A 21,433-nucleotide genomic window follows, 5' to 3' on the forward strand; every position below is an offset into this window, starting at 1 on the left:
TTTTCTGTTGAGGAAGCTTTGATGGTTCAGCGTATTACTCTCGCGCCTAATGGCCCGGAATTTTCCCGTTTTGTAATGGGTTACTGGCGTCTGATGGACTGGAACATGTCCCCGCGCCAGCTGGTAAGCTTTATTGAAGAGCATCTCGATCTGGGGATCACCACGGTCGATCACGCCGATATTTACGGTGGTTACCTTTGTGAAGCAGCCTTTGGTGAAGCCCTGAAGCTCGCACCACACCTGCGTTCCCGTATGGAAGTGGTCAGCAAATGCGGCATCGCCACCACGGCTCGTCCTGAAAATGCAATCGGGCACTACATCACCGATCGTGACCATATCGTTCGCAGCGCCGAACAGTCACTGGTTAACCTGGCGACCGACCATCTCGATTTGCTGCTGATCCACCGTCCTGATCCGCTGATGGATGCTGACGAAGTGGCGGAAGCCTTCACTGAGCTGCACCAGAGCGGCAAAGTTCGTCATTTCGGTGTGTCTAACTTTACGCCAGCACAATTCTCACTGTTGCAATCCCGCCTGCCGTTTACCCTGGCGACAAATCAGGTTGAACTCTCTCCGGTGCATCAGCCGCTGCTGCTGGATGGCACGCTGGATCAGTTGCAACAGCTGCGAGTGCGCCCAATGGCCTGGTCTTGCCTGGGTGGCGGTAGCCTGTTCAATGATGAGAGCTTCCAGCCGCTGCGTGATGAACTGGCTAAGGTGGCGGAAGAACTGAATGCCCAGAGCATTGAGCAGGTGGTGTATGCGTGGGTGATGCGTCTGCCGTCACAGCCGCTGCCGATTATTGGCTCTGGCAAAATCGAGCGTGTTCGTTCTGCCATTGCCGCCGAATCGCTTGAGATGACCCGTCAGCAGTGGTTCCGCATTCGTAAAGCGGCGCTGGGTTACGACGTACCGTAAATCTGACTTACCGCTCAAAAAAAGTGTCGCTGGTTTAGACTTAACAGCGACACCTTTTTTATGGAGGTCTTATGCAGAAAGTTACATTGGCACTTCTTACCCTCGCTATTTCAACCCGTGCGTTTGCTGCCAGCACAGAGGTTGAAATGAATCTGGTCACTTCGCAGGCCGTGGGTCAATCCATCGGCACAGTAAAAATCACTGAAACGGATAAAGGCCTGGAGTTTGCTCCGGATCTTAAAGCGTTGCCGCCTGGTGAACACGGGTTCCACGTTCACACGAATGGCAGTTGCCAGCCCGCATTGAAGGATGGAAAAGCCACCGCCGCAGAAGCCGCGGGTGGGCATCTCGACCCGGATCACACCGGTAAGCATGAAGGTCCAACCGGTATGGGACACCTGGGCGATTTACCGCTGTTAGTGGTTGCGCAGGATGGCAAAGCGACACAGCCAGTGCTGGCGCCGCGCCTGAAAAAACTGGATGAGGTAGAAGGCAAAGCGCTGATGATCCATGTCGGAGGGGATAACTTGTCCGATCAGCCAAAACCGCTAGGCGGCGGTGGGGCGCGCTTTGCATGTGGTGTGATTAAGTAGCCCGAGTCTCTATTGTGCCAGCCTGTGGCGCCTGCTCTAGCTGCGATAGCGAGCAGTATAACCGCCACACAATCGCCGCCAGTTCTCGCGCCGCAGGCTGGTGGTGATGCCCAAGCGCTTCATAAATCCGCTGCAATTCTTCCAGCGCGGAGGCAAGCGGGCGCTGCTGAACGCCTCGCTCGCTCATCACATCCCGCAGCAGAGAAATACAAAGGTCGCGCACCTGAACCAATGGATCAGAACGTGTTTCCCAATCGCGCAGCTGCCAGACGACATGTGAGCAGTTGAGTAACACCACGCCCCAGCGCAGCAACCAGCGTCTGGCCATCGCGTCCTGGCTGTTACTCAACTGGCTGATGTAATGGTATACCAGCGATTCAAACTCATGTTCGCTTTGCTGAGGGTGGCGGCTGAGCTGGTCGACAAAATGGCGGCGTAACGAACGGATATGACGTCGGCTTTTGCGCGCATCCGAACCGGGCTTCAGTACAGCAAAGGCCAGCCACGCCAGACCGACACCCAGAATTTTCGCCAGATTGTCGTTGAGGAAACTGCCAAAGTCATACACTGGTGGATTGGAAACCGAGATAAATGAGCCCATAAAAACAATCATCTGCCCCCATAACCCGGCGAACTTCGGCATCTGCAACTTCAGCAGTTGCATGGTAATAATGAGCGGGAACAGGAACAGCAGAAACTGCCAGAGGTCGCTTATCTGCACCATCAAACCGAATTTCACCACAAAACTGAACAGCGAGAGCAGCAGCAAGGTGCGCAACAACAGCGTCAACGAATTAAACGGTGAAGGGGAGATGGAATAAAGCACACAGCATATCGCCGCCAGCGTCAGTGCGGCCGGGCCAGACGACCACTGCGCGTTGATAGTCCATGCGCCAACCATGACCAGTGCGATAAAAGTACGCACGCCATTCAGCAGAGCTTCGGCATGGTCGGTCCGACGCGCAAGGGCAGGTGCTTTCGGAACATCAAATTCAGTGATGGCGGAGGCATTTTCCAGCCGGCGAAGCCAGCTGCTGGACGACAAATAAAGTCGGCAGAAATAGCGCAGCCGATGCCAGAAGGCATGGTGACGAAAATCCAGTGGATCGGCGGGGGCCAGAGGGGCAATTATTCGGGCCACGGTACAGGCATCCGCGTTGGGCTTTGCCAGCTCCGCAAACAAACTCTCCAGCACTTCACGGGTGTTTTCAGGCGGCGTTGGCCAGTTCATGAGCATACGGCGCAGGCTGGATATCACACTGGTTAAACGCAGCTGCTGATGCAGGAGATAGTTCAGCAAGCTGTTCTGGCGACGAAAGCGATAGTGGCTCCAGAACGCCTGGATGCGCAGCAAATTCATGGTCAGGATCTGACCGATGACGCTTTCATGGGCGGTACGCACGGCATCGCTGTTTTCAGGTTGCCAGAGCAAACTCGCGTGTTCGAGGATGCGCGCATGCATCTTCTTTAGTGCTGTCAGCAGCGCTGTGCCATCGGAAGTACTCGGCATGATCATCATCATGAGCGCTCCGCTGATGATCCCCACAATGACTTCACAGACGCGTGCCTGGGCTATCTCCCAAAGCTGCGTGGCTTCAACAAGATTAACGAGAGGAAAAGCGATGATGGCGCAGGTATATCCGGCAAGCTGAAAGGCGTAGGCCACATTGTTCATAAACATGGCGCAGGCCCAGGTACAAAAGGCAATCCAGGCCGACATGCTTAACAGGAAGAACCAGGGGTCGGTCATCGTATGCCCGGCAATCAAAATAGCCGCACAGGCGCCGAGCAGGCTGCCGGCAATACGACCGAAGCTTTTGCTGATAACGCCGCCAACGGTCGGGAAGCTGACGACCGCTGCCGACGTCATCGCCCAGTAGGGCTCATCCAGGTTGATGTAATAGGCGAAGCTTAACGCCAGACACATGGCGATGCCGTTTCGCAACGCATATCGCCACTGTGGGCGAGTCGCTTTAATCCAGGGGAGCGTTCGCCAGTTCAGAACCTGAAACGTCATCATTAACCGCCAATCGACACGGTGCAGGTGGTGCCTGACACCAGCACGACATCGTCGGGCAGCTTGTCGAATTCAATGCGAACCGGAACACGTTGCGCCAGGCGAACCCAGGGGATCGTCGGTTTGACGTCTGCCACAAGATTACTTTCACTGCCCACGCTCTGATCGGAAATGGCGCGGCCGATACTGGCGACGTGACCCTGTAACGTATTGCCGTTGCTGTAGAGCACAATGCTGGCTTTATCTCCGGCCTGAATGTGGCGCAATTTGGTTTCTTCAAAGTAGCCCACGACATAAAACGAATGGCTATCTACAAGGGCAAACACAGGGCGGCCTACAGCAGCATAATCACCGGTCCTTGTAGACAGATTCGTGACCCAGCCATCGACAGGGGCTTTGACCTCCGTCTGGCTGAGCTGCCATTTGGCATGCTCCAGCGCCGCGTTAGCCGCATCGGCACTGGCTTTTGCCGCGGCAACATTGGCTTTCGCGGCTTCAGCATCGGCTTTTGCCGTTTGCAGGGCGATATTGACCGTATCCAGGTCTTCGGCGGAGATAAAGTTTTTCGGAAGATCGCGGCGTCTGTCGGCTTCGCGACGCGCTTTCATCATATCCGCATCGGCTTTATCCATATCGGACTGCGCTTTTGCCTTATCGGATTGCGCTTTCGCCAACTGGGCTTCTGCATTCATCACCGCGATACGAAATGGCGTCTGATCCAGACGAAAAAGGGTATCGCCAGCGTTGACTCTCTGATTATCACGAACGGCCAGTTCAATGATGCTCCCTGACACCTGGGGCGTAATGCTGACCTGCTCTGCGCGAATTTTGCCGTCGCGCGTCCAGGGGGACTGCATGTAGTAGTTCCACATCAGCCAGACGGCAATCAGCGCAAGCGCTGCAACCAGCAGCGTGGAGAAATATTTTAGTTTTTTCATCAGGTTTCGTTACCACACCACGATCAGAAGTAAGGACAGGCAGACAGCCAGCGCGAACAAAGAGAGATCCATCAGCAAAGGGTGCCAGACGTCGCCCGCGTACATCCAGTCGCGCAGTTGACGGTGGGCAATGAGCCAGATGAAGAAACCGAGTAACACCGCTTTGAACAGCGGCGGAAAGTAAATGGATGCCCCGATGACCAGGTCCTGGAGGGGAAGTCCGGTGCTGTTTAACGTCAGATTCACGAGCAAAAATCCTTTGCAAATGCGTTATTGCCGGGTGAGTGGGGCACGCGCGAGAGAATGATTATCAGTGTAAATCATTGTGTCAGTCTGCGAGGAAGCGGCAATACATTTGTTTTGAATAGTTAAATGCTGCACACTATTCTAAAATCAGTATAATAACTTAGCAAGCTAATTATAAGGAGATGAAATTGGAATCGCCATTAGGGTCCGATCTGGCACGATTAGTGCGCATATGGCGTGCTCTGATTGACCATCGCCTCAAACCTCTGGAATTAACGCAGACTCACTGGGTCACGCTGCATAACATTCATCAGCTGCCACCAGAACAGTCGCAAATTCAACTGGCTAAAGCGATTGGTATCGAGCAGCCGTCTCTGGTCCGTACGCTGGATCAACTGGAAGAAAAGGGCCTGATTTCGCGTCAGACCTGCGCCAACGATCGTCGTGCTAAACGTATTAAACTGACTGAAAAAGCAGAACCGCTGATTGAAGATATGGAGGCGGTTATCCGCAAAACCCGGGGGGAAATCCTGTCCGGTATTTCACCGGAAGAACTGGATTTGCTGCTTGGGCTCATCCGTAAGCTGGAGCAGAACATTAACGATCTGCAATCCAGAGACTAAGACGAACAATCAAGGCCCTGACTCTCAGGGCCTTTTTCATTGTTATGCCTGCCAGGTCACCACCTGGTTGCGCCCGTTTTCCTTCGCCTTGTACATTGCTTCGTCAGCGCGCTGCACGCAAACTTCCTGTGAGGCCTCTGGCTGGATCGCGGTATAGATGCCCATGCTGATGGTGACGGGCTCCGGTATCCTGTCGGGATCCAGCGCATCCTGCACGGATACGGTTTTGCGGATGCGTTCTGCTATGCTTTGTGCGCTGTCTGCGTCGGTATTGGCAAGCAGCAGAGCAAACTCTTCCCCGCCTATTCGCGCGGCCACATCACCCTGGCGTAGCGAATTTTGCAGAATATCGGCTACGCACTGAATGACTTTATCGCCCTGTAAATGGCCGTACTGGTCGTTGATGCGTTTGAAATGGTCAAGATCGCAGACAATCACCGATACCGGCGTTGAAGCCGATACTGAAGCCATCCGGGTGCCCAGCGAGTCATAGAAGAAACTGCGGTTATACAGGCGGGTCATCGGGTCACGGATCGAGTTCTGGTACGAGTCTTCATACTTGTTGTTGGACTCGCGGTAGAGGGTAAACACGTCACACAACAGTACGAGGATTAAAAATAGCGTAGCGAACGTTTCAAACAGCCGTGACTGATACCAGCCGTATCCCTCGACCGAAAGCGCCGGTTGCAGGAGATAGAGGGTAAAGATATAAAAAACGCAGAAAAAATAACCGCTAAACCAAAATATATTCCTGAGCCGGGTCATCACTAACATCGTGAACAAGGTCAGGCACCAGAGGCCAATTAATCCACCAATAAGATAAGTGTGCCAGAGGGGGGTGAAGTGTCGGCTGAGGTTGTCAATTAATTGTAAATTCATTCCTGCATAATTGCTGGAATACAGCCATGATAAAACAAGCATCACGGCGGTAAACCCAATAACAAAGGTAAGAATAACAATATGGTTGCGGAGTGTATGAATTTGGCTGTGTCGATATTTATACAGGATTATTGATGTCATGAATAAAACTGCCATCATAACGTTACGGAAAAAGTAGTAGATAAAGGCGTCGTTATAATTCACTTTTGCGATAGGCGAGCACAATAGCCAGTCCGTATAGCTGCTCAACGTTCCCAGCATCAGCAGCGCGGAGCCGCCAAAGGCGCAGGCTATGGCCATCAGGTACAGACGACGTTTATCACAAAGATATTTCATCACCATAAAACTGGCGATCAGAAAGTGGAAGACCATTAAAAATATGGTCATTACCGGAAAAAGCGTTGGCATCGTCGCAGGGATACGATAAATGACCTGGCTGGAAAATAGATTCAGCAAGCCAACGACAAACACGGAACCACCAAAAAAACACAGTAGCCGATTAATCGGGTAAGACGATTTTACAAGCATAATAACATCCTGGAAAAATGGCATCGCCATTTGCAAAGCCAATAAACAGGCATAAGCCTAAACGTCCTGAGTTTATTTGTTCATGGCGCAAAAAATATTGCGCATGCGCAAGTATTAATTCTGTTAAATGAGAGAATGTCTGCGGTTATGTAAAGTAAGCAAAGTATTTGTGGGGAAATAACAATAAGCGTGTGGAGACGTAAGCAGCAGCGTGTGTGGCCGGGCGGCCACACACGAGATCTTTAGCGAGGGGACACGGTCACCTGGCTGCCGTTGCTTGCCATTACAACACGCTGGCCAGCAGAGAAACGGGTATCACCCTGTTTCTGAACGACCATGATGGTGTTGCCATCGTCTTTACGGATTTCCAGCTCAACGCCCTGAGTTTTGTTCATCGCGCCCTGGACGCCCTGACCCGCAACGCCGCCAGCTACAGCACCCGCTGCCGTTGCCAGTGAACGGCCTGTGCCGCCACCAACGGTATTGCCCAGGAAGCCACCGAGGACTGCGCCACCGATAGCGCCGATGACATTCGAATCATCACCACCCTGAATCTGGACTGGACGTACGTGAACGATAGTCCCGTAAGTCACATTCTGAACTTGTTTGGCTTCGGATGCGGAATACACGTCGCCGGACAGGCCACTGCTGCTGACGCAACCCGCGAGCGTTAAACCGATCATTGAAACGGCCAATACACGTAACATCATTTATGAATCTCCTGTTCACCAAGTAACGCTCTTGAGAGCATCCTTACCTCGCAATTATATGGCATTTATCCCTGGGCGGTCATATGTTCTGCGCGGATATAATGAAAATTCTAATTGCAGTAATCTTAACCACACGTCAACAGCCGCTTCGCCAGTGAAGAAAGACAGAGTTTGAGGGATTTTGTGGGCGATTGTTAAATTTTATGAGCCGGTCGTGGCATTGAGCAGGACTTTATGTTTCAGTGTGCCTTTCGGGCACAACTAAGGAAGGCGTATGAAATCGGGTCGTTATATCGGCGTAATGTCAGGTACCAGCCTTGATGGGGTTGATGTGGTCCTTGCGGCAATGGATGACAATATGGTGGCGCAGCAAGCCAGCCTTTCTTATCCCATCCCCATTGCGCTGAAAGAGGCCATTCTGGCGATTTGCCAGGGGCAGCAATTAACGCTGTCGCAGTATGGTCAGCTCGATACCCGCCTTGGGCACTTGTTCGCTGATGCGGTTCTGGCGTTGATGGCGCAGGAAAATCTCACCGCCAGTGATGTGGTCGCTATTGGTTGTCACGGCCAGACTGTCTGGCATGAACCTGACAGTGATGCACCTCATACCTTGCAAATTGGTGATAACAATATTGTTGCCGCTCGCACAGGCGTCACTGTGGTGGGGGATTTTCGTCGTCGCGATATGGCGCTGGGCGGGCAGGGGGCGCCGCTGGTTCCTGCCTTTCATCAGGCATTACTGGCAGACCCGCTTGAGCGCCGCGTGGTGCTGAATATCGGTGGCATTGCAAATCTGTCGCTGTTGTGTCCGGGCCTACCGGTAAAAGGCCATGATACCGGGCCTGGAAATATGCTGATGGACGCGTGGATCTGGCGTCAATGCGGTAAGCCTTACGATAAGGATGCCGCGTGGGCGAGTGGTGGAAAAATCAATCTGCCCCTGTTGCAGGAAATGCTCAGCGACCCGTGGTTTGCCCTGCCTGCACCGAAAAGTACGGGCCGTGAGTACTTCAATTACGGTTGGCTCGAACGTCAGCTTGCGAAGCATCCTAATGTGAGCGCGGTGGACGTCATGACCACCCTGACGGAACTGACGGCAGTCACCATCAGCGAACAGGTGCTGCTGAGTGGTGGCTGTGAGCGTCTGCTAGTCTGCGGCGGCGGGAGCCGTAATCCTCTGTTAATGGCTCGTCTTGCTGCGCTGCTGCCAGGTACCGAAGTGTCGACGACTGACGAATCAGGCGTTAGCGGCGATGATATGGAAGGCCTGGCGTTTGCGTGGCTGGCATGGCGTACCCTGGCAGAACTTCCCGGGAACCTACCATCCGTTACGGGAGCCAGTGAGGCAACCGTCTTAGGCGCCATTTTTCCTGCCAACGACCCGCAGAATCAGAGTTAACTGACTGAGTCATGCTGCTAATGCCGATAAACTAGAAGCGTTATGGAGGGCATCTTGCCCTCCTGGACCGGGACAGTCTTAAGGCAAGCTAATGAAAAAACTCCTCCTCGCAATTGTACCCCTGATGCTCTCCGGATGTAGCTATTACAACCAGTTCGTTGAGCGTATGAACACCGACACGCTGCAATACCAGTGTGATGAAAAACCGTTAACGGTTCATCTGAACAATACCCGCCAGCAGGTCGATTTTATTTACGACAACCAGCAGCAGACGCTGACGCAAGGCATTTCAGCTTCAGGCGCGCGCTACACTGACGGGATTTATGTCTTCTGGTCGAAAGGGGACACCGCGACAGTCTACAAACGCGATCGTATCGTCCTGAATAACTGTCAGTTACAAAATCCGAAGCGTTGAGATTTTGCCAAGGGCAGCGCACAATAGCGCTACCCGAAGACAACACTCTCAAACGCCATGTCTGATAACGACGACCTGCAGCAAATCGCGCATCTGCGCCGTGAATATACCCGTGGCGGCCTGCGCCGCCGCGATCTTCCTGCTGAACCTTTGGCTTTATTTGAGCGCTGGCTCGGACAGGCCTGTGAAGCAAAACTCGCCGATCCGACGGCCATGGTCGTTGCGACCGTTGATGAGAACGGCCAGCCGTACCAGCGTATCGTCCTGCTCAAGCATTATGATGAAAAGGGGCTGGTCTTCTACACCAATCTCGGTAGCCGCAAAGCGCATCACCTTGAGAAAAATCCTCGCATCAGTTTGTTGTTCCCATGGCATATGCTCGAGCGCCAGGTAATGGTCACTGGCAAAGCGGAACGTCTTTCCACCCTCGAAGTGGTCAAATATTTCCACAGTCGCCCACGCGACAGCCAGATTGGGGCCTGGGTTTCAAAACAATCCAGCCGTATTTCGGCGCGTGGCATTCTGGAAAGCAAATTCCTCGAACTCAAACAAAAGTTCCAGCAGGGCGAAGTCCCGCTGCCGAGTTTCTGGGGCGGATTCCGTGTCAACATTGAGTCGATGGAGTTCTGGCAGGGGGGCGAACATCGCCTGCACGATCGTTTTCTTTACCAGCGTGAAAGCGACGCCTGGAAAATCGACCGACTCGCGCCGTAATTGCGTATTTTGTTGTTTTAAGCGCTGGCACAACACGGGCTGGCGTTTTATTCTATGAACCTTTCGCATCTGGCGAAACGTCGTGTACCGGCTAAGGTGCAGTCTGTTTTATACATGGAGACTTTGATGGCGAGCAGTAACTTGATTAAACAATTGCAAGAGCGGGGCCTTGTGGCTCAGGTGACGGACGAGGAAGCGTTAGCAGAGCGACTGGCGCAGGGCCCGATCGCGCTCTATTGCGGCTTCGACCCAACCGCTGACAGCTTGCATTTGGGGCATCTCGTTCCCCTGTTATGCCTGAAACGGTTCCAGGAAGCAGGCCACAAGCCTGTGGCTTTGGTTGGCGGAGCAACCGGTCTTATCGGCGATCCGAGTTTCAAAGCGGCCGAGCGTAAACTGAACACCGAAGATACCGTTCAGGAGTGGGTTGAGAAAATCCGTAAGCAGGTCGCGCCGTTCCTCGATTTTGACTGTGGCGATAACTCCGCAATCGCGGCAAACAACTACGACTGGTTTGGCGGCATGAACGTGCTGACCTTCCTGCGTGACATCGGCAAACACTTCTCCGTGAACCAGATGATCAACAAGGAAGCGGTAAAACAGCGTCTGAACCGTGACGACCAGGGTATTTCCTTCACTGAATTCTCCTACAACCTGCTGCAAGGGTATGACTTCGCGTGCCTGAATAACCTGCACGGTGTTGCGCTGCAGATTGGCGGTTCCGATCAGTGGGGCAACATCACCTCTGGTATCGACCTGACGCGTCGCCTGCACCAGAATCAGGTGTTTGGTCTGACCGTTCCGCTGATCACCAAAGCCGACGGCACCAAATTCGGTAAAACCGAAGGTGGCGCAGTGTGGTTGGATCCGAAGAAAACCAGCCCGTACAAATTCTACCAGTTCTGGATTAACACCGCGGACGCGGACGTTTACCGCTTCCTGAAGTTCTTCACCTTCATGGACATTGCTGAAATCAATGCGCTGGAAGAAGAAGACAAAAACAGCGGTAAAGCACCACGCGCACAGTACGTGCTGGCGGAAAACGTCACCCGCCTGGTGCACGGTGAAGAAGGCCTGGTGGCGGCAAAACGCATCACCGAAAGCCTGTTTAACGGTACGCTGAGTGACCTGAGCGAAGCCGATTTCGAACAACTGGCGCAGGATGGCATGCCAATGGTCGAAATGGAGAAGGGCGCTGATCTGATGCAGGCACTGGTGGACTCTGAGCTACAGCCGTCTCGCGGTCAGGCGCGTAAAACCATCGCGTCCAATGCTGTCACCATCAACGGTGAAAAGCAGATTGACCCGGAATACACCTTCGCAGACAGTGACCGCCTGTACGGCCGTTACACGCTGCTGCGTCGCGGTAAGAAAAACTACTGCCTGGTGTGCTGGAAGTAAGTTCTGGCAGCAGGAAAAAGAGAAGGGCGTGCAATGCACGCCCTTTTTTCTTGCGCTGAAAGGAGATTAACTGATCCCTTCCGCAGCCAGGGCTGCCGTCACGCCAGGACGAGCCGCCACGCGAGCCATATAAGCTTCGATATTCTTCAGCCCGCTTAAATCCAGTTTCACCGCGCGTGCCCAGCGCAGAACGGTAAACAGATAGGCGTCAGCAATAGTGAAGCGATTGCCGCTGATCCACTCTCCGTCGCGCAGCGCTTCGTTGATGTAAGCCATCTTTTTCTCAAGCAGTGAGCGCACAGTCGGCTTGTAGTCTTCTGGCGTATCCGGGCGGAACAGCGGCGTGAAGCCTTTGTGCAGCTCGGTGGCGATGTAGTTAAGCCATTCAAGCGTTTTGTAACGCGCGATGCTGCCCGCAGGTGCCAGAAGCTGGCGGTCTGCTTTGTTGTCCGCGATGTACTGCATGATGGCCACGCCTTCGGTCAGCAGCGTATTGTCGTCCAGAAGCAGGGCAGGCACCTGACCTTTCGGATTGACCTGCCAGTAATCTTCACCGTTCTCCAGCTGTTTTTTCGCAAGATCAACGCCGACCAGCGAAAAATCCATTCCGCTTTCACGCAACGTGATGTGTGAAGCAAGGGAACAGGCGCCGGGTTTGTAGAACAATTTCATGACGAACTCCTTTAGACAGAGATGTGCCTCTATCCTAGTGCGCTGACAGATAAAAAAAAAGCCGCTGAACGTGTCAGCGGCTTATTTAATTTTGTTTCCCGAAAGGGTTAAGCAGTGGCTGCTTCGCGAGCTTTCTCGGCAGCATCATCGCTCAGGGTCATACGGTTCAGCTTTGGTGCAGTCAGCAGCATCAGCACAGCGATAACCGCCGTAGCAATACCAATCTGCATGAACACATGGCCGTAGACATTCAGGGACAGCAGTGGGTCAGTCACGTTCTCAGGGACTGCCATCAGGTTTGCAATTTTACCTGCGATGATGGCGGCACCCGCCGTGGTCAGGAACCAGCTACCCATGATGAAGCCCATCAGACGCTGTGGAACCAGCTGCGCCACCATTGCCAGACCCAGACCGGAGATCATCAGCTCACCGATAGACTGCAGCGCATAGCTCAGGATCAGCCAGTTTACGGACACGATACCTGCGTCACTTGCAAACTTGGTACCCAGTGGCAGCACCAGGAAGGCACCGGAGCACAGGACCATACCGATAGCAAACTTGTGCGGCATCGGCATACGGTCGCCCATCTTGTTATAGATAGCGGCCAGAATTGGGCTACCAATCATGATCCAGAATGGGTTCAGGGCCTGGAACTGCTCTGGCTCGAACGCGATACCCAGAATGGAGTGCTCAACGTTACGGATAGCGAAGAAGTTCAGAGAAGTCGGCATCTGGCTGTACAGCACGAAGAACACAATCGCTTCAACCATCAGGATGAACGCTACGATCATTTTACGACGAGCAGCACCCTGCATAGAGAAGGTTTCTTTTGCGAAGACACAAACGATACCCAGAGCGACCACGCCCAGAACCATACGAGCGATGCCCTGGTTATGCAGCAGCCAGGTAGCGATAGCAACCAGAACCACAACCCCTGCGATGGTCGCCAGCAGTTTGCCGTAGTTAACCGGTGCGAAGTCAGGTTTAGAACCGTAGTTTTTCACCCACTTCTGACAGAACGCGAAGTTCACAACGGTAATCAGCATGCCGACAACGCTCAGTGCGAACGCAGTGCTCCAGCCGTATTTCGCGGCGAGCCATGGCGTTGCCAGCATAGAGAAGAAGGAACCGATGTTGATGGACATGTAGTACATGGTGAATGCACCGTCCAGACGCGGATCTTCTTTGTCGTAGCAGGTAGAAAGCAGGGAAGACGGGTTCGCTTTGAACAGGCCATTACCAACAGCAATGGCGGCCATACCCATGTAAACCATACCGGCATCGTGGCCAGAGAAGGCAACCATCGAATAACCGATAGCCAGCACGATAGCACCAAGCATGATAACGCGTTTAGTGCCCAGAACTTTATCACCCAGCCAGCCGCCAACGGCAACCAGGCCATAAACCAGCGCACTGAAGGAAGAGAACAGCGTAATAGAGTCCGCTTCGGACATCCCCAGTTGTTTAACCAAGTAAACAGCCATGATCCCTTGCAGGCCGTAATAACCAAAACGTTCCCAAAGTTCGATAGAGAAGATGAGATAGAACGCTTTAGGTTGTTTGAAAGCGTTCAGACTGACGCTTTCTGTTGGTTTGTTGTTTGCAGTAGACACATATACCTCTTTTTTTAAGTCCCGCAGTAACGGGGGTCATCGGCGTGACGATCGTGGAGTCATCCGCCTTATAGTTATTCTTGGAGGGGAAAACGGCAGGTAATGTTCACTATCCTGGTCGATCACACAAGTGGTTTGTAATACTCTGTTACACATAACGAGGGCGTTATAATCGTCCGTTCATACAAATGTTATTCAGCGTTTAACTTCGCCGTTTCGTTTCTTCCAGATTTTTTCACTGTTGAAGTGGGGGTTTTATCGGCAAATGGCGATATGTTCTGCTGATTTGTCAATATTGCAGTGATATAGGCCAATATTCCGAAAGTTAGTGGTGATATCTCTGGTTAAAAAACGGTTAACCACTGCATCGGCAAAGGCTTAAGCGTTTTCTCGTAACGATAATTTAACGTGGTGTTATCGAAGTGATCTATGTCACATTTGTATAGAAAATTTCGTTGAGAAAAAAACGATTAACCTGCTTGAGCGGTAAACGACCCGATCATCGGTTAGTCTTAGGCATTATATCTGGTCAATAAGACGGCAAAAGCGCCGTGTGGGAACACGGCGTTGGAAGGGTCAGACGTCAGTCTTCTCTTTGAATTCGCAAAGGTCTTCAATCAGGCAGGAGCCGCAGCGGGGTTTGCGGGCAATGCAGGTATAACGTCCGTGCAGAATAAGCCAGTGGTGGCAATCCACTTTAAACTCCGCGGGAACCACTTTGAGCAGCTTTTCTTCGACCTGTTCGACGTTCTTACCCGGCGCAAAGTTAGTGCGGTTACAGACACGAAAAATGTGCGTATCAACAGCAATCGTCGGCCAGCCAAAGGCCGTATTGAGCACGACGTTCGCTGTTTTACGCCCGACACCGGGCAGGGCTTCGAGCGCGGCGCGATCTTCTGGAACAACGCTACCGTGTTGTTCAATCAGGATACGGCAGGTTTTAATCACGTTCTCGGCTTTGCTGTTAAACAGGCCGATGGTTTTGATGTACTCCTTCACACCGTCAACACCCAGCGCCAGCATGGCTTCGGGCGTATTGGCAACAGGGTACAATTTTGCAGTGGCTTTATTGACGCTGACGTCGGTTGCCTGAGCAGAAAGCAGCACGGCAATCAGCAGCTCAAAGGGCGACGTAAAATTGAGTTCGGTCGTTGGGTGCGGATTGTTGTCCCGCAATCGCGTGAGGATCTCCTGACGCTTCTCTTTGTTCATTACGCTTTCCCTGTCGTGGTTTTCACATCCGGCGTCACTTCACAGTGATTTCGCACGGCGCTGGCTTTCTGTTTGGCGCGCTGATCAATCAGGTATTTTAGGGCCAGCAGCATGCCAAGGCCAATAAAAGCGCCGGGTGGCAGCATGGCCAGCAGGAAAGGCGTATCGGTGTGGAAGACTTCAATGCGCAACACTTTCGCCCAGCCGCCTAACAGACCATCCGCACCATCAAAAAGCGTGCCGTTACCCAAAATTTCGCGCAGAGAGCCCAGCACAAACATGGCACAGGTTGCCCCCATACCGATGGAGAACCCATCAAGTGCGGAAAGCATCGGCCCTTTTTTAGCCGCAAAAGCTTCGGCGCGCCCGACCACAATACAGTTAGTCACGATCAGCGGAATAAAAATGCCCAGAGACTGATACAGCCCGAATGCATAGGCGTTGATCAGCATCTGCACACAGCTCACCACCGAGGCGATGATCATCACATAAATCGGGATGCGAATTTCGGACGGCGTCCAGCGGCGAAGCAACGAGATAAACAGGTTGGTCAGCGTCAGCACCAGCGTCGTTGCCAGGCCCAGACCGAGGGCGTTAGTCGCGGTGGAGGTGACAGCCAGCAGCGGGCAAAGGCCCAGCAGCTGCACCAGTGACGAGTTGTTTTTCCATAATCCCTGGACAATAACGTCTTTTATTTCGCTCATGATTTACTCTTCGCAGGGGGTAAGTTCATTGATCTGTGAGGGCAGGGTTTGCGCATACAGCCCGGCACGCTTAACGGCATTCACTACGGCACGAGGGGTGATCGTTGCACCAGTAAACTGATCGAAATCACCACCGTCCTTTTTCACCGCCCAATGGCTGTCGTCTGCACCGTGGATAATTTTTCCGGCAAAGCGGGTTATCCAGTCGGAATGGCGCATCTCGATTTTATCGCCGAGGCCTGGTGTTTCATGATGTTCAGTCACGCGAGAACCCAACACCGTGCCGGTAAAGTCGGCACCGACCAGAAGCTGAATGGCTCCTGAATAGCCGTCCGGGGCGGTTGCTTCCATCACCACGGCGACCGGCGTTTCGTCTTTGCGGGCGATATAAATCTTGTGGCTGCCTTTGCCAAGCGTCGGCTCGGTGACCACATAACAGCTTTTCAGCAAATCGTTATTATAGCGATCTTGCGGTACCACCTGGTCGAACAGGGCCATCTGCTGCTTGGCAGACTGATTATCGATGGTGCTTTTGGTCATCTGGTTGATGACCGCCGTCGCGCCCGTCGCGCCAGCGGCGAAAAGGGCAAGGGTGATGCCGTGTTTGCGAATAGTCGTCAGCATGGTCTGTCTCAGCGATGTCCGTAGACGCGTGGGCGCGTGTAATAGTCAATCAGCGGAACGGTGATGTTCGCCAGCAAAGTGGCGAAAGCCACACCATCGGGATAGCCACCAAAGCTGCGAATCAGCCAGACCAGCACGCCTGCCAGAGCACCGTAGAGCAGTCGACCCCGGTTAGTGGTTGAGGCCGTGACCGGGTCAGTGAGAATAAAGAATGCGCCCAGCATGGTTGCACCTGAGAGCAAGTGCATCTGCGGCGAAGCAAGGCTTTCTGGTGAAAACACCCATCCCAGCGTGGAGCAGACCGCCAGCGTCAACAGGAAGCTGACCGGAATGTGCCAGCGAATGGTGCGCTGCCATAGCAGGAACAGCCCGCCAAGAAGGTATGCTGCATTCACCCACTGCCAGCCGACGCCTGCCAGCGCGCCCTGATAAATGGCCGAATGCATAATCTCGTTCACGCTATGGCCAGCGTGGAGCGACGTTTTAAAGGTATCAAGCGGCGTTGCCTGGCTGATGCCATCCACACCCATGCGTAGTGTGTTGATGTCCGCGCCAGTTGAGGTGTGACTGGCAAAAATAATCTGCACAGTGTCCAGCAGGTCTGGCGTCGTCACCGCAATGTCATGCGGCGGCAGCCAGGAGGTCATTTGCACCGGGAAAGAGATCAGCAGCACGACATAACCAATCATAGCCGGGTTAAACGGGTTATGCCCAAGACCACCGTACAACTGCTTGGCGATAATCACCGCGAAAGCTGTGCCGAGAACAATCATCCACCACGGCGCGAGCGACGGAATACTCACTGCGAGCAACAGACCCGTCAGCAATGCCGAGTTATCAGCCAAAGACTGAGCAATATTTTGTTTACGCAGACGCACGATAGCCGCTTCCGCAGCCCAGGCGGTCAGGCTGGCAATAACGATTTGAACGAGGGTGCCCCAGCCAAAAAACCAGGTCTGAACGGCGATGCCCGGGACCGTCGCCAGCAGGACCAGCAGCATAATGCGCGAGGTCTGGCGATGGTTGTGGGTGTAAGGAGAGCTTGCGATTTTAAAAACCATTTATTCCTCGTTCACTGCCTGTTTTTCTGCTTTGCGTGCTTTCGCACGGGCGATAGCCGCTTCGACGGCGGCTTTACGCGGGTCGACGTTTTCAGCCGTAGGTTCATTTGCTGCCTGCTGTTCAGCTTTACGAGCTTTCGCCCGAGCAATTGCTGCTTCAACAGCGGCTTTGCGCGGGTCGACAGTTTCAACCGCTGGTTCAGCAGGAGCCTGCTGTTCCGCTTTGCGAGCTTTAGCACGCGCGATTGCTGCTTCAACAGCCGCTTTGCGCGGGTCGACAGCTTCAGCCACTGGTTCAGCAGGAGCCTGTTGTTCTGCTTTACGAGCTTTAGCACGTGCGATTGCAGCTTCAACGGCTGCTTTGCGCGGGTCGACAGCTTCAGCCGCTGGTTCAGCAGGAGTCTGTTGTTCGACTTTGCGAGCTTTAGCACGAGCAATTGCAGCTTCCACCGCCGCTTTACGCGGATCGGTAGATTCGCTGGCTGATATTTCGGGGGTAGAAGTCTGCTGTTTTTCAGCCTGAGCCGCACGCGCCTGAGCTTTACGAGCCTCGCGAGCGGCGATAATGGCGCTGTTATCCGGCTTTTCGCCAGCCTGAATCACAATCGGCTCGTTGGCCTGTAGCTGTTTTTCGCGCACGCGGTTCAGGGCTGCATTGATAGCGTCCTGATCCTTTGCGGCAGGTTGCGCGGCAGACTGCTTATGGCGCTCAAGCCGGGCTGCTTTCTCACGTTCAAGGCGTTCCTGACGAGCTTCAAATCGCGCTTTGGCTTCGGCAGCACGTTTCTCTTCCTGACGAATGGCGGAGATCTCTGCTTTCTCCTGGCGGAAATACTGCACCAGAGGAATATTACTTGGGCAAACCCAGGCGCAGGCCCCGCATTCGATGCAATCCGCCAGATTGTGGGCGGTCGCTTTATCGTGCTGCTGGCCTTTACTGAACCAGTAAAGCTGCTGAGGCAGCAGATCGGCAGGGCAGGAATCCGCACAGGCGCTGCAACGAATGCAGCCTTTCTCTTCCTGAGCTTCGCCAATTTCATTAGCGGAAGGTGCCAGCAGACAGTTGGTGATTTTAACGACCGGCACATCCAGCCACGGCAAGGTAAAGCCCATCAGCGGGCCGCCCATGATCACCATTTGGTCAGGCGATGCACAGAAACCGGCGTCTTCAAGCAGATGACGAACAGGTGTGCCGAGGCGTGCCCAGACGTTACCCGGACGAGAAACGGCTTCGCCTGTCAGCGTCACAACACGTTCAGTTAGCGGTTCACCATCGATGACAGCACGTTTGACGGCAAAGGCGGTGCCGACGTTCTGCATCAGCACGCCGATATCGGAAGAACGGCCACCGTGTGGCACCTGCTTACCGGTCAGAATTTGGGTAAGTTGTTTTGCCCCGCCGGAAGGGTATTTGGTTGGGATAACACGCAGGCTGATGCCATGTGTGCCCGCAAGGACGGCACGCATCATGGAAATGGCCTGCGGTTTGTTGTCCTCGATGCCAATCAATACCTGCTTAGGTTGCAGGATATGAGCAAGAATGCGCACCCCTTCGATGGTTTGCGCGGCGCAGTCCTGCATCAGACGATCGTCTGCGGTAATGTACGGTTCGCACTCTGCCGCATTGATGATCAGGGTGTCAATTTTGTCTCCGCCGCCGCGCAGTTTGGTTCCCGTGGGGAAACCTGCGCCACCGAGCCCGGCCACGCCAAAATCGTGAATACGCTCAATCAGCGCTTCATGGCTTTTCTGCTGCCAGTCGCTCCAGCCGTCGCGCTCGATCCAGATATCTTCGCCATCGGCTTCGATAATTACGCTCATTTCCGCCAGTGCGGAAGGGTGAGCAGTGGAGTGGGGCGCAATAGCGACGACGGTGCCAGACGTTGGGGCGTGAACCGGGAGCATGCGGCCCCAGCCGCGCGTCAGCGGTTGACCACGCAGCACGCGATCGCCGACAGCGACGCTCAGTTCGCCTTCGCTGCCAATATGTTGCTTCAGCGGAATGACGTAGCGCTGTGCCAGCGGAACCTGGCGCAGCGGCGTGCCATTGGACTGAGTCTTCATCTCTGGCGGATGAATGCCGCCATTGAAGTCCCAGATTTTGTCCTTTCTGAACGAGGAAAATAACTTAAGCATGGTGTTCCACAGGAATAATACGGACCGGAATGGTTTGCAGATCCCACTTCCAGCTTTCGGTCGTCTCGACGACCGGGCGTAATTCAATGCACTGCGTTGGGCAAGGGGCCACACAGAGATTACAGCCGGTACAAAGATCGCTCACTACGGTGTGCATGGCGCGAGTCGCACCGACAATGGCATCCACCGGGCAAGCCTGAATGCATTTGGTGCAGCCGATGCAGTTAGGTTCGTCAATGACGGCGAGCATACGTACTGGCTCAACGGCCTGCTCATCGCCGTCAATCGGCTGCGGCTCCACATTCAGTAACGTGGCTATTTTGAGCATCACCGCTTCGCCGCCTGGCGCACAGCGGTTAATTTTTTCGCCGTTGCTTCCTACCGCTTCCGCATAAGGTCGGCAGCCGGGATAGCCGCACTGCCCACACTGGCTTTGCGGTAAAATTTCATCAATTTTTTCTACGATCGGGTCATCTTCTACCGCAAAGCGGCGCGAAGCGTACCCGAGAATGCCGCCAAAAATCAGGCCGAGAAGGCTAAGCGCGGCGATGGCAATCCACACTAACGTCATTACAACTTCACCAGTCCACTAAAGCCCATAAAGGCCAGAGACATCAGGCCTGCGGTAATCAGCGCGATGGCGTTACCCCGAAACGGAGCAGGCACATCCGCGACAACGAGGCGTTCACGGATGGCGGCAAACAACACCATCACCAGCGAGAACCCGACAGCGGCGGAAAAACCGTACAGCGCAGATTGCAGGAAGTTATGTCCAAGATTGATGTTGAGCAGCGCTACGCCAAGCACCGCGCAGTTGGTGGTGATGAGCGGCAGGAAGATACCTAACAGACGATACAGCGCCGGGCTGGTTTTACGCACCACCATTTCGGTGAACTGCACCACCACGGCGATAACCAGAATAAAAGCCAGCGTACGCAGGTAAATCAGGTTGAGCGGAATGAGGATCCAGGTGTCTATCAGCCACGCGCAGACCGAGGCCAGCGTCATCACGAAGGTGGTGGCGAGCCCCATTCCCATGGCGGTTTCCAGTTTTTTGGATACACCCATAAACGGGCATAGTCCAAGGAACTTCACCAGGACGAAGTTATTCACCAGAACAGTGCCGATAAAGAGCAGCAGGTAATCAGTCATATTGAGCCTGAAACGAAAAAAAGCCGCCTATTATCGGTCAAACCGCGTCAGGCGACAACAGATTATCTGTAGGGTTATTACGGGTTCACGAAGGTGCGTTTCACGCGCGCTGAACGCTTGAAGTAGGGCACCAGTATCGCTGTCGCTAATAAAGGGAAAATCAGCTGGCGCACGGCGATGGCATCGGAGACGGGCGCAAAAGCAAAGGCTTTCACGGCCAGCAACACGGAGATTAACAACCAGATGATGTAATGCTTAGGCACTAATGACCGGCGCTTAAAGAAAGCCGCGGTCAGCCAAAGGGTATAACACCACATGGCTACGGCGAAGAGCGCTGATACAACCCAAAGGCTCAGGTTGGTTGGGGTCAGTGCTTTCAGGTTTGCCAGCGCCTGAGGGGAAACCACCACACCCACATACAGCAGGATGGCGAGCGAAGCGCTTAACAGCGCCACCAGAAGCCATGCCAGCGGGGCCAGCAGCCAGCCCCCAATACGTTCTGCGGATTGAGTCGTCATCACTACTCCTGAAAGCGTCAGTCAAAAAAGCAGGTCGGGAAGTATAAGCAACTGACGCTACAGAAAACAGTGTTTATTGCACGTAGCGCCAGACTGTTTTGGGGACCTGGCCGATATCGAACAAGCGGCCACCAGACACCAGCTCGGCGCGACGATGATCGGCGGCGCGGTACATATTGACGATTTCGTGGGTATCACTGATTGAGTAATTAAGATGATCAAACAGTTTTTCCAGACTTTCGAGGGAACTTATCTTTCGGAATTTTAATAAATAGTCCTGAACGGTCATTTAGCGCGTTTCCATTTTATCGTATTGTATTTATTGGGTAAGAATTACCATCTTTCAGTATTATCTGACGA

23 protein-coding genes are annotated in these 21,433 nt (G+C 53.6%); 7 read left to right on the forward strand and 16 right to left on the reverse strand.

The window, feature by feature from the left end:
- The first annotated feature begins 21 nt into the window (after nt 1-21).
- A complete protein-coding gene (locus ACRCWW_RS11975; RefSeq protein WP_438682612.1) occupies nt 22-918 on the forward strand; it encodes an aldo/keto reductase in 897 nt (298 codons plus the stop codon).
- A 71-nt stretch (nt 919-989) separates the two neighbouring features.
- Entirely contained in the window at nt 990-1,511 is a 522-nt protein-coding gene (sodC, locus tag ACRCWW_RS11980; protein ID WP_438682613.1) for a superoxide dismutase [Cu-Zn] SodC, read from the forward strand.
- Here sodC and ACRCWW_RS11985 read toward each other — a convergent pair.
- From ACRCWW_RS11985 to ACRCWW_RS11995, 3 genes are read right to left on the reverse strand one after another with little or no spacing between them, the layout of a single operon-like run.
- Nucleotides 1,504-3,528, reverse strand: coding sequence for an FUSC family protein (locus ACRCWW_RS11985; RefSeq protein WP_438682614.1), 2,025 nt, complete (start codon nt 3,526-3,528; stop codon nt 1,504-1,506). The two genes, sodC and ACRCWW_RS11985, sit on opposite strands and share 8 nt — an antisense overlap.
- 2 nt (nt 3,529-3,530) lie before the next feature.
- Nucleotides 3,531-4,466, reverse strand: a complete 936-nt coding sequence (locus ACRCWW_RS11990) for an efflux RND transporter periplasmic adaptor subunit (protein WP_438682615.1) — start codon at nt 4,464-4,466, stop codon at nt 3,531-3,533.
- Between the two features lie 9 nt (nt 4,467-4,475).
- The gene (locus ACRCWW_RS11995) at nt 4,476-4,712 is read right to left on the reverse strand and encodes a DUF1656 domain-containing protein (RefSeq protein ID WP_404656430.1); all 237 of its coding nucleotides are present in this window, start codon (nt 4,710-4,712) and stop codon (nt 4,476-4,478) included.
- A gap of 182 nt (nt 4,713-4,894) precedes the next feature.
- On the opposite strand from ACRCWW_RS11995, the gene slyA reads away from it, so the two are divergent.
- On the forward strand, nt 4,895-5,335 hold the full coding sequence (gene slyA / locus ACRCWW_RS12000; RefSeq protein ID WP_330982602.1) for a transcriptional regulator SlyA: 441 nt from the start codon (nt 4,895-4,897) through the stop codon (nt 5,333-5,335).
- A 42-nt stretch (nt 5,336-5,377) separates the two neighbouring features.
- On the opposite strand, the gene ACRCWW_RS12005 is transcribed toward slyA, so the two are convergent.
- Nucleotides 5,378-6,742 (reverse strand): sensor domain-containing diguanylate cyclase, encoded by a 1,365-nt coding sequence (locus tag ACRCWW_RS12005; protein ID WP_438682616.1) that lies wholly within the window; start codon nt 6,740-6,742, stop codon nt 5,378-5,380.
- A gap of 242 nt (nt 6,743-6,984) precedes the next feature.
- Nucleotides 6,985-7,452, reverse strand: a complete 468-nt coding sequence (slyB, locus tag ACRCWW_RS12010) for an outer membrane lipoprotein SlyB (RefSeq protein ID WP_404656427.1) — start codon at nt 7,450-7,452, stop codon at nt 6,985-6,987.
- A 274-nt stretch (nt 7,453-7,726) separates the two neighbouring features.
- Here slyB and anmK point away from each other — a divergent pair, with 274 nt between their 5' ends.
- The 4 genes from anmK (at nt 7,727) to tyrS (ending at nt 11,381) form a co-directional block, all read left to right on the forward strand.
- Nucleotides 7,727-8,851 (forward strand): anhydro-N-acetylmuramic acid kinase, encoded by a 1,125-nt coding sequence (anmK, locus tag ACRCWW_RS12015; protein WP_438682617.1) that lies wholly within the window; start codon nt 7,727-7,729, stop codon nt 8,849-8,851.
- 91 nt (nt 8,852-8,942) lie between these two features.
- Entirely contained in the window at nt 8,943-9,266 is a 324-nt protein-coding gene (mliC, locus tag ACRCWW_RS12020; RefSeq protein ID WP_438682618.1) for a C-type lysozyme inhibitor, read from the forward strand.
- A gap of 57 nt (nt 9,267-9,323) precedes the next feature.
- The gene (gene pdxH / locus ACRCWW_RS12025; protein ID WP_438682619.1) at nt 9,324-9,980 is read left to right on the forward strand and encodes a pyridoxamine 5'-phosphate oxidase; all 657 of its coding nucleotides are present in this window, start codon (nt 9,324-9,326) and stop codon (nt 9,978-9,980) included.
- 126 nt (nt 9,981-10,106) lie between these two features.
- Complete coding sequence (gene tyrS / locus ACRCWW_RS12030; protein ID WP_438682620.1) at nt 10,107-11,381, forward strand: tyrosine--tRNA ligase; 1,275 nt, start codon at nt 10,107-10,109, stop codon at nt 11,379-11,381.
- A gap of 66 nt (nt 11,382-11,447) precedes the next feature.
- On the opposite strand, the gene gstA is transcribed toward tyrS, so the two are convergent.
- From gstA to ydgT, 11 genes are all read right to left on the reverse strand, one after another.
- Entirely contained in the window at nt 11,448-12,053 is a 606-nt protein-coding gene (gene gstA / locus ACRCWW_RS12035; RefSeq protein WP_404656422.1) for a glutathione transferase GstA, read from the reverse strand.
- A 107-nt stretch (nt 12,054-12,160) separates the two neighbouring features.
- Nucleotides 12,161-13,666 (reverse strand): dipeptide/tripeptide permease DtpA, encoded by a 1,506-nt coding sequence (gene dtpA, locus ACRCWW_RS12040; protein ID WP_438682621.1) that lies wholly within the window; start codon nt 13,664-13,666, stop codon nt 12,161-12,163.
- A gap of 576 nt (nt 13,667-14,242) precedes the next feature.
- Nucleotides 14,243-14,878, reverse strand: a complete 636-nt coding sequence (gene nth / locus ACRCWW_RS12045) for an endonuclease III (protein WP_404656420.1) — start codon at nt 14,876-14,878, stop codon at nt 14,243-14,245.
- Nucleotides 14,878-15,582: an electron transport complex subunit E gene (locus tag ACRCWW_RS12050; RefSeq protein ID WP_438682622.1), complete on the reverse strand. Its 705-nt coding sequence runs from the start codon at nt 15,580-15,582 to the stop codon at nt 14,878-14,880. Before ACRCWW_RS12050 ends, nth begins: the two co-directional genes overlap by 1 nt.
- Before the next feature lie 3 nt (nt 15,583-15,585).
- Complete coding sequence (gene rsxG / locus ACRCWW_RS12055) at nt 15,586-16,206, reverse strand: electron transport complex subunit RsxG (RefSeq protein ID WP_438682623.1); 621 nt, start codon at nt 16,204-16,206, stop codon at nt 15,586-15,588.
- 8 nt (nt 16,207-16,214) lie between these two features.
- On the reverse strand, nt 16,215-17,267 hold the full coding sequence (rsxD, locus tag ACRCWW_RS12060; protein ID WP_438682624.1) for an electron transport complex subunit RsxD: 1,053 nt from the start codon (nt 17,265-17,267) through the stop codon (nt 16,215-16,217).
- The gene (gene rsxC, locus ACRCWW_RS12065) at nt 17,268-19,403 is read right to left on the reverse strand and encodes an electron transport complex subunit RsxC (protein WP_438682625.1); all 2,136 of its coding nucleotides are present in this window, start codon (nt 19,401-19,403) and stop codon (nt 17,268-17,270) included.
- Nucleotides 19,396-19,974 (reverse strand): electron transport complex subunit RsxB, encoded by a 579-nt coding sequence (gene rsxB / locus ACRCWW_RS12070; protein ID WP_438682626.1) that lies wholly within the window; start codon nt 19,972-19,974, stop codon nt 19,396-19,398. The genes rsxC and rsxB overlap by 8 nt, the downstream gene beginning before the upstream one ends.
- Nucleotides 19,974-20,555, reverse strand: coding sequence for an electron transport complex subunit RsxA (gene rsxA, locus ACRCWW_RS12075; RefSeq protein WP_110508395.1), 582 nt, complete (start codon nt 20,553-20,555; stop codon nt 19,974-19,976). The genes rsxB and rsxA overlap by 1 nt, the downstream gene beginning before the upstream one ends.
- 77 nt (nt 20,556-20,632) lie before the next feature.
- On the reverse strand, nt 20,633-21,073 hold the full coding sequence (locus ACRCWW_RS12080; protein ID WP_438682627.1) for a DUF2569 domain-containing protein: 441 nt from the start codon (nt 21,071-21,073) through the stop codon (nt 20,633-20,635).
- Nucleotides 21,074-21,146: 73 nt separating this feature from the next.
- Nucleotides 21,147-21,362 carry a transcription modulator YdgT gene (gene ydgT / locus ACRCWW_RS12085; RefSeq protein WP_404656414.1) on the reverse strand — a complete coding sequence of 72 codons (216 nt, stop codon included), beginning with the start codon at nt 21,360-21,362 and terminating at the stop codon, nt 21,147-21,149.
- Between the last annotated feature and the right edge of the window lie 71 nt (nt 21,363-21,433).

Origin of the sequence: Scandinavium sp. (genome assembly GCF_051650185.1) — a bacterium.
Taxonomy (GTDB): domain Bacteria; phylum Pseudomonadota; class Gammaproteobacteria; order Enterobacterales; family Enterobacteriaceae; genus Scandinavium.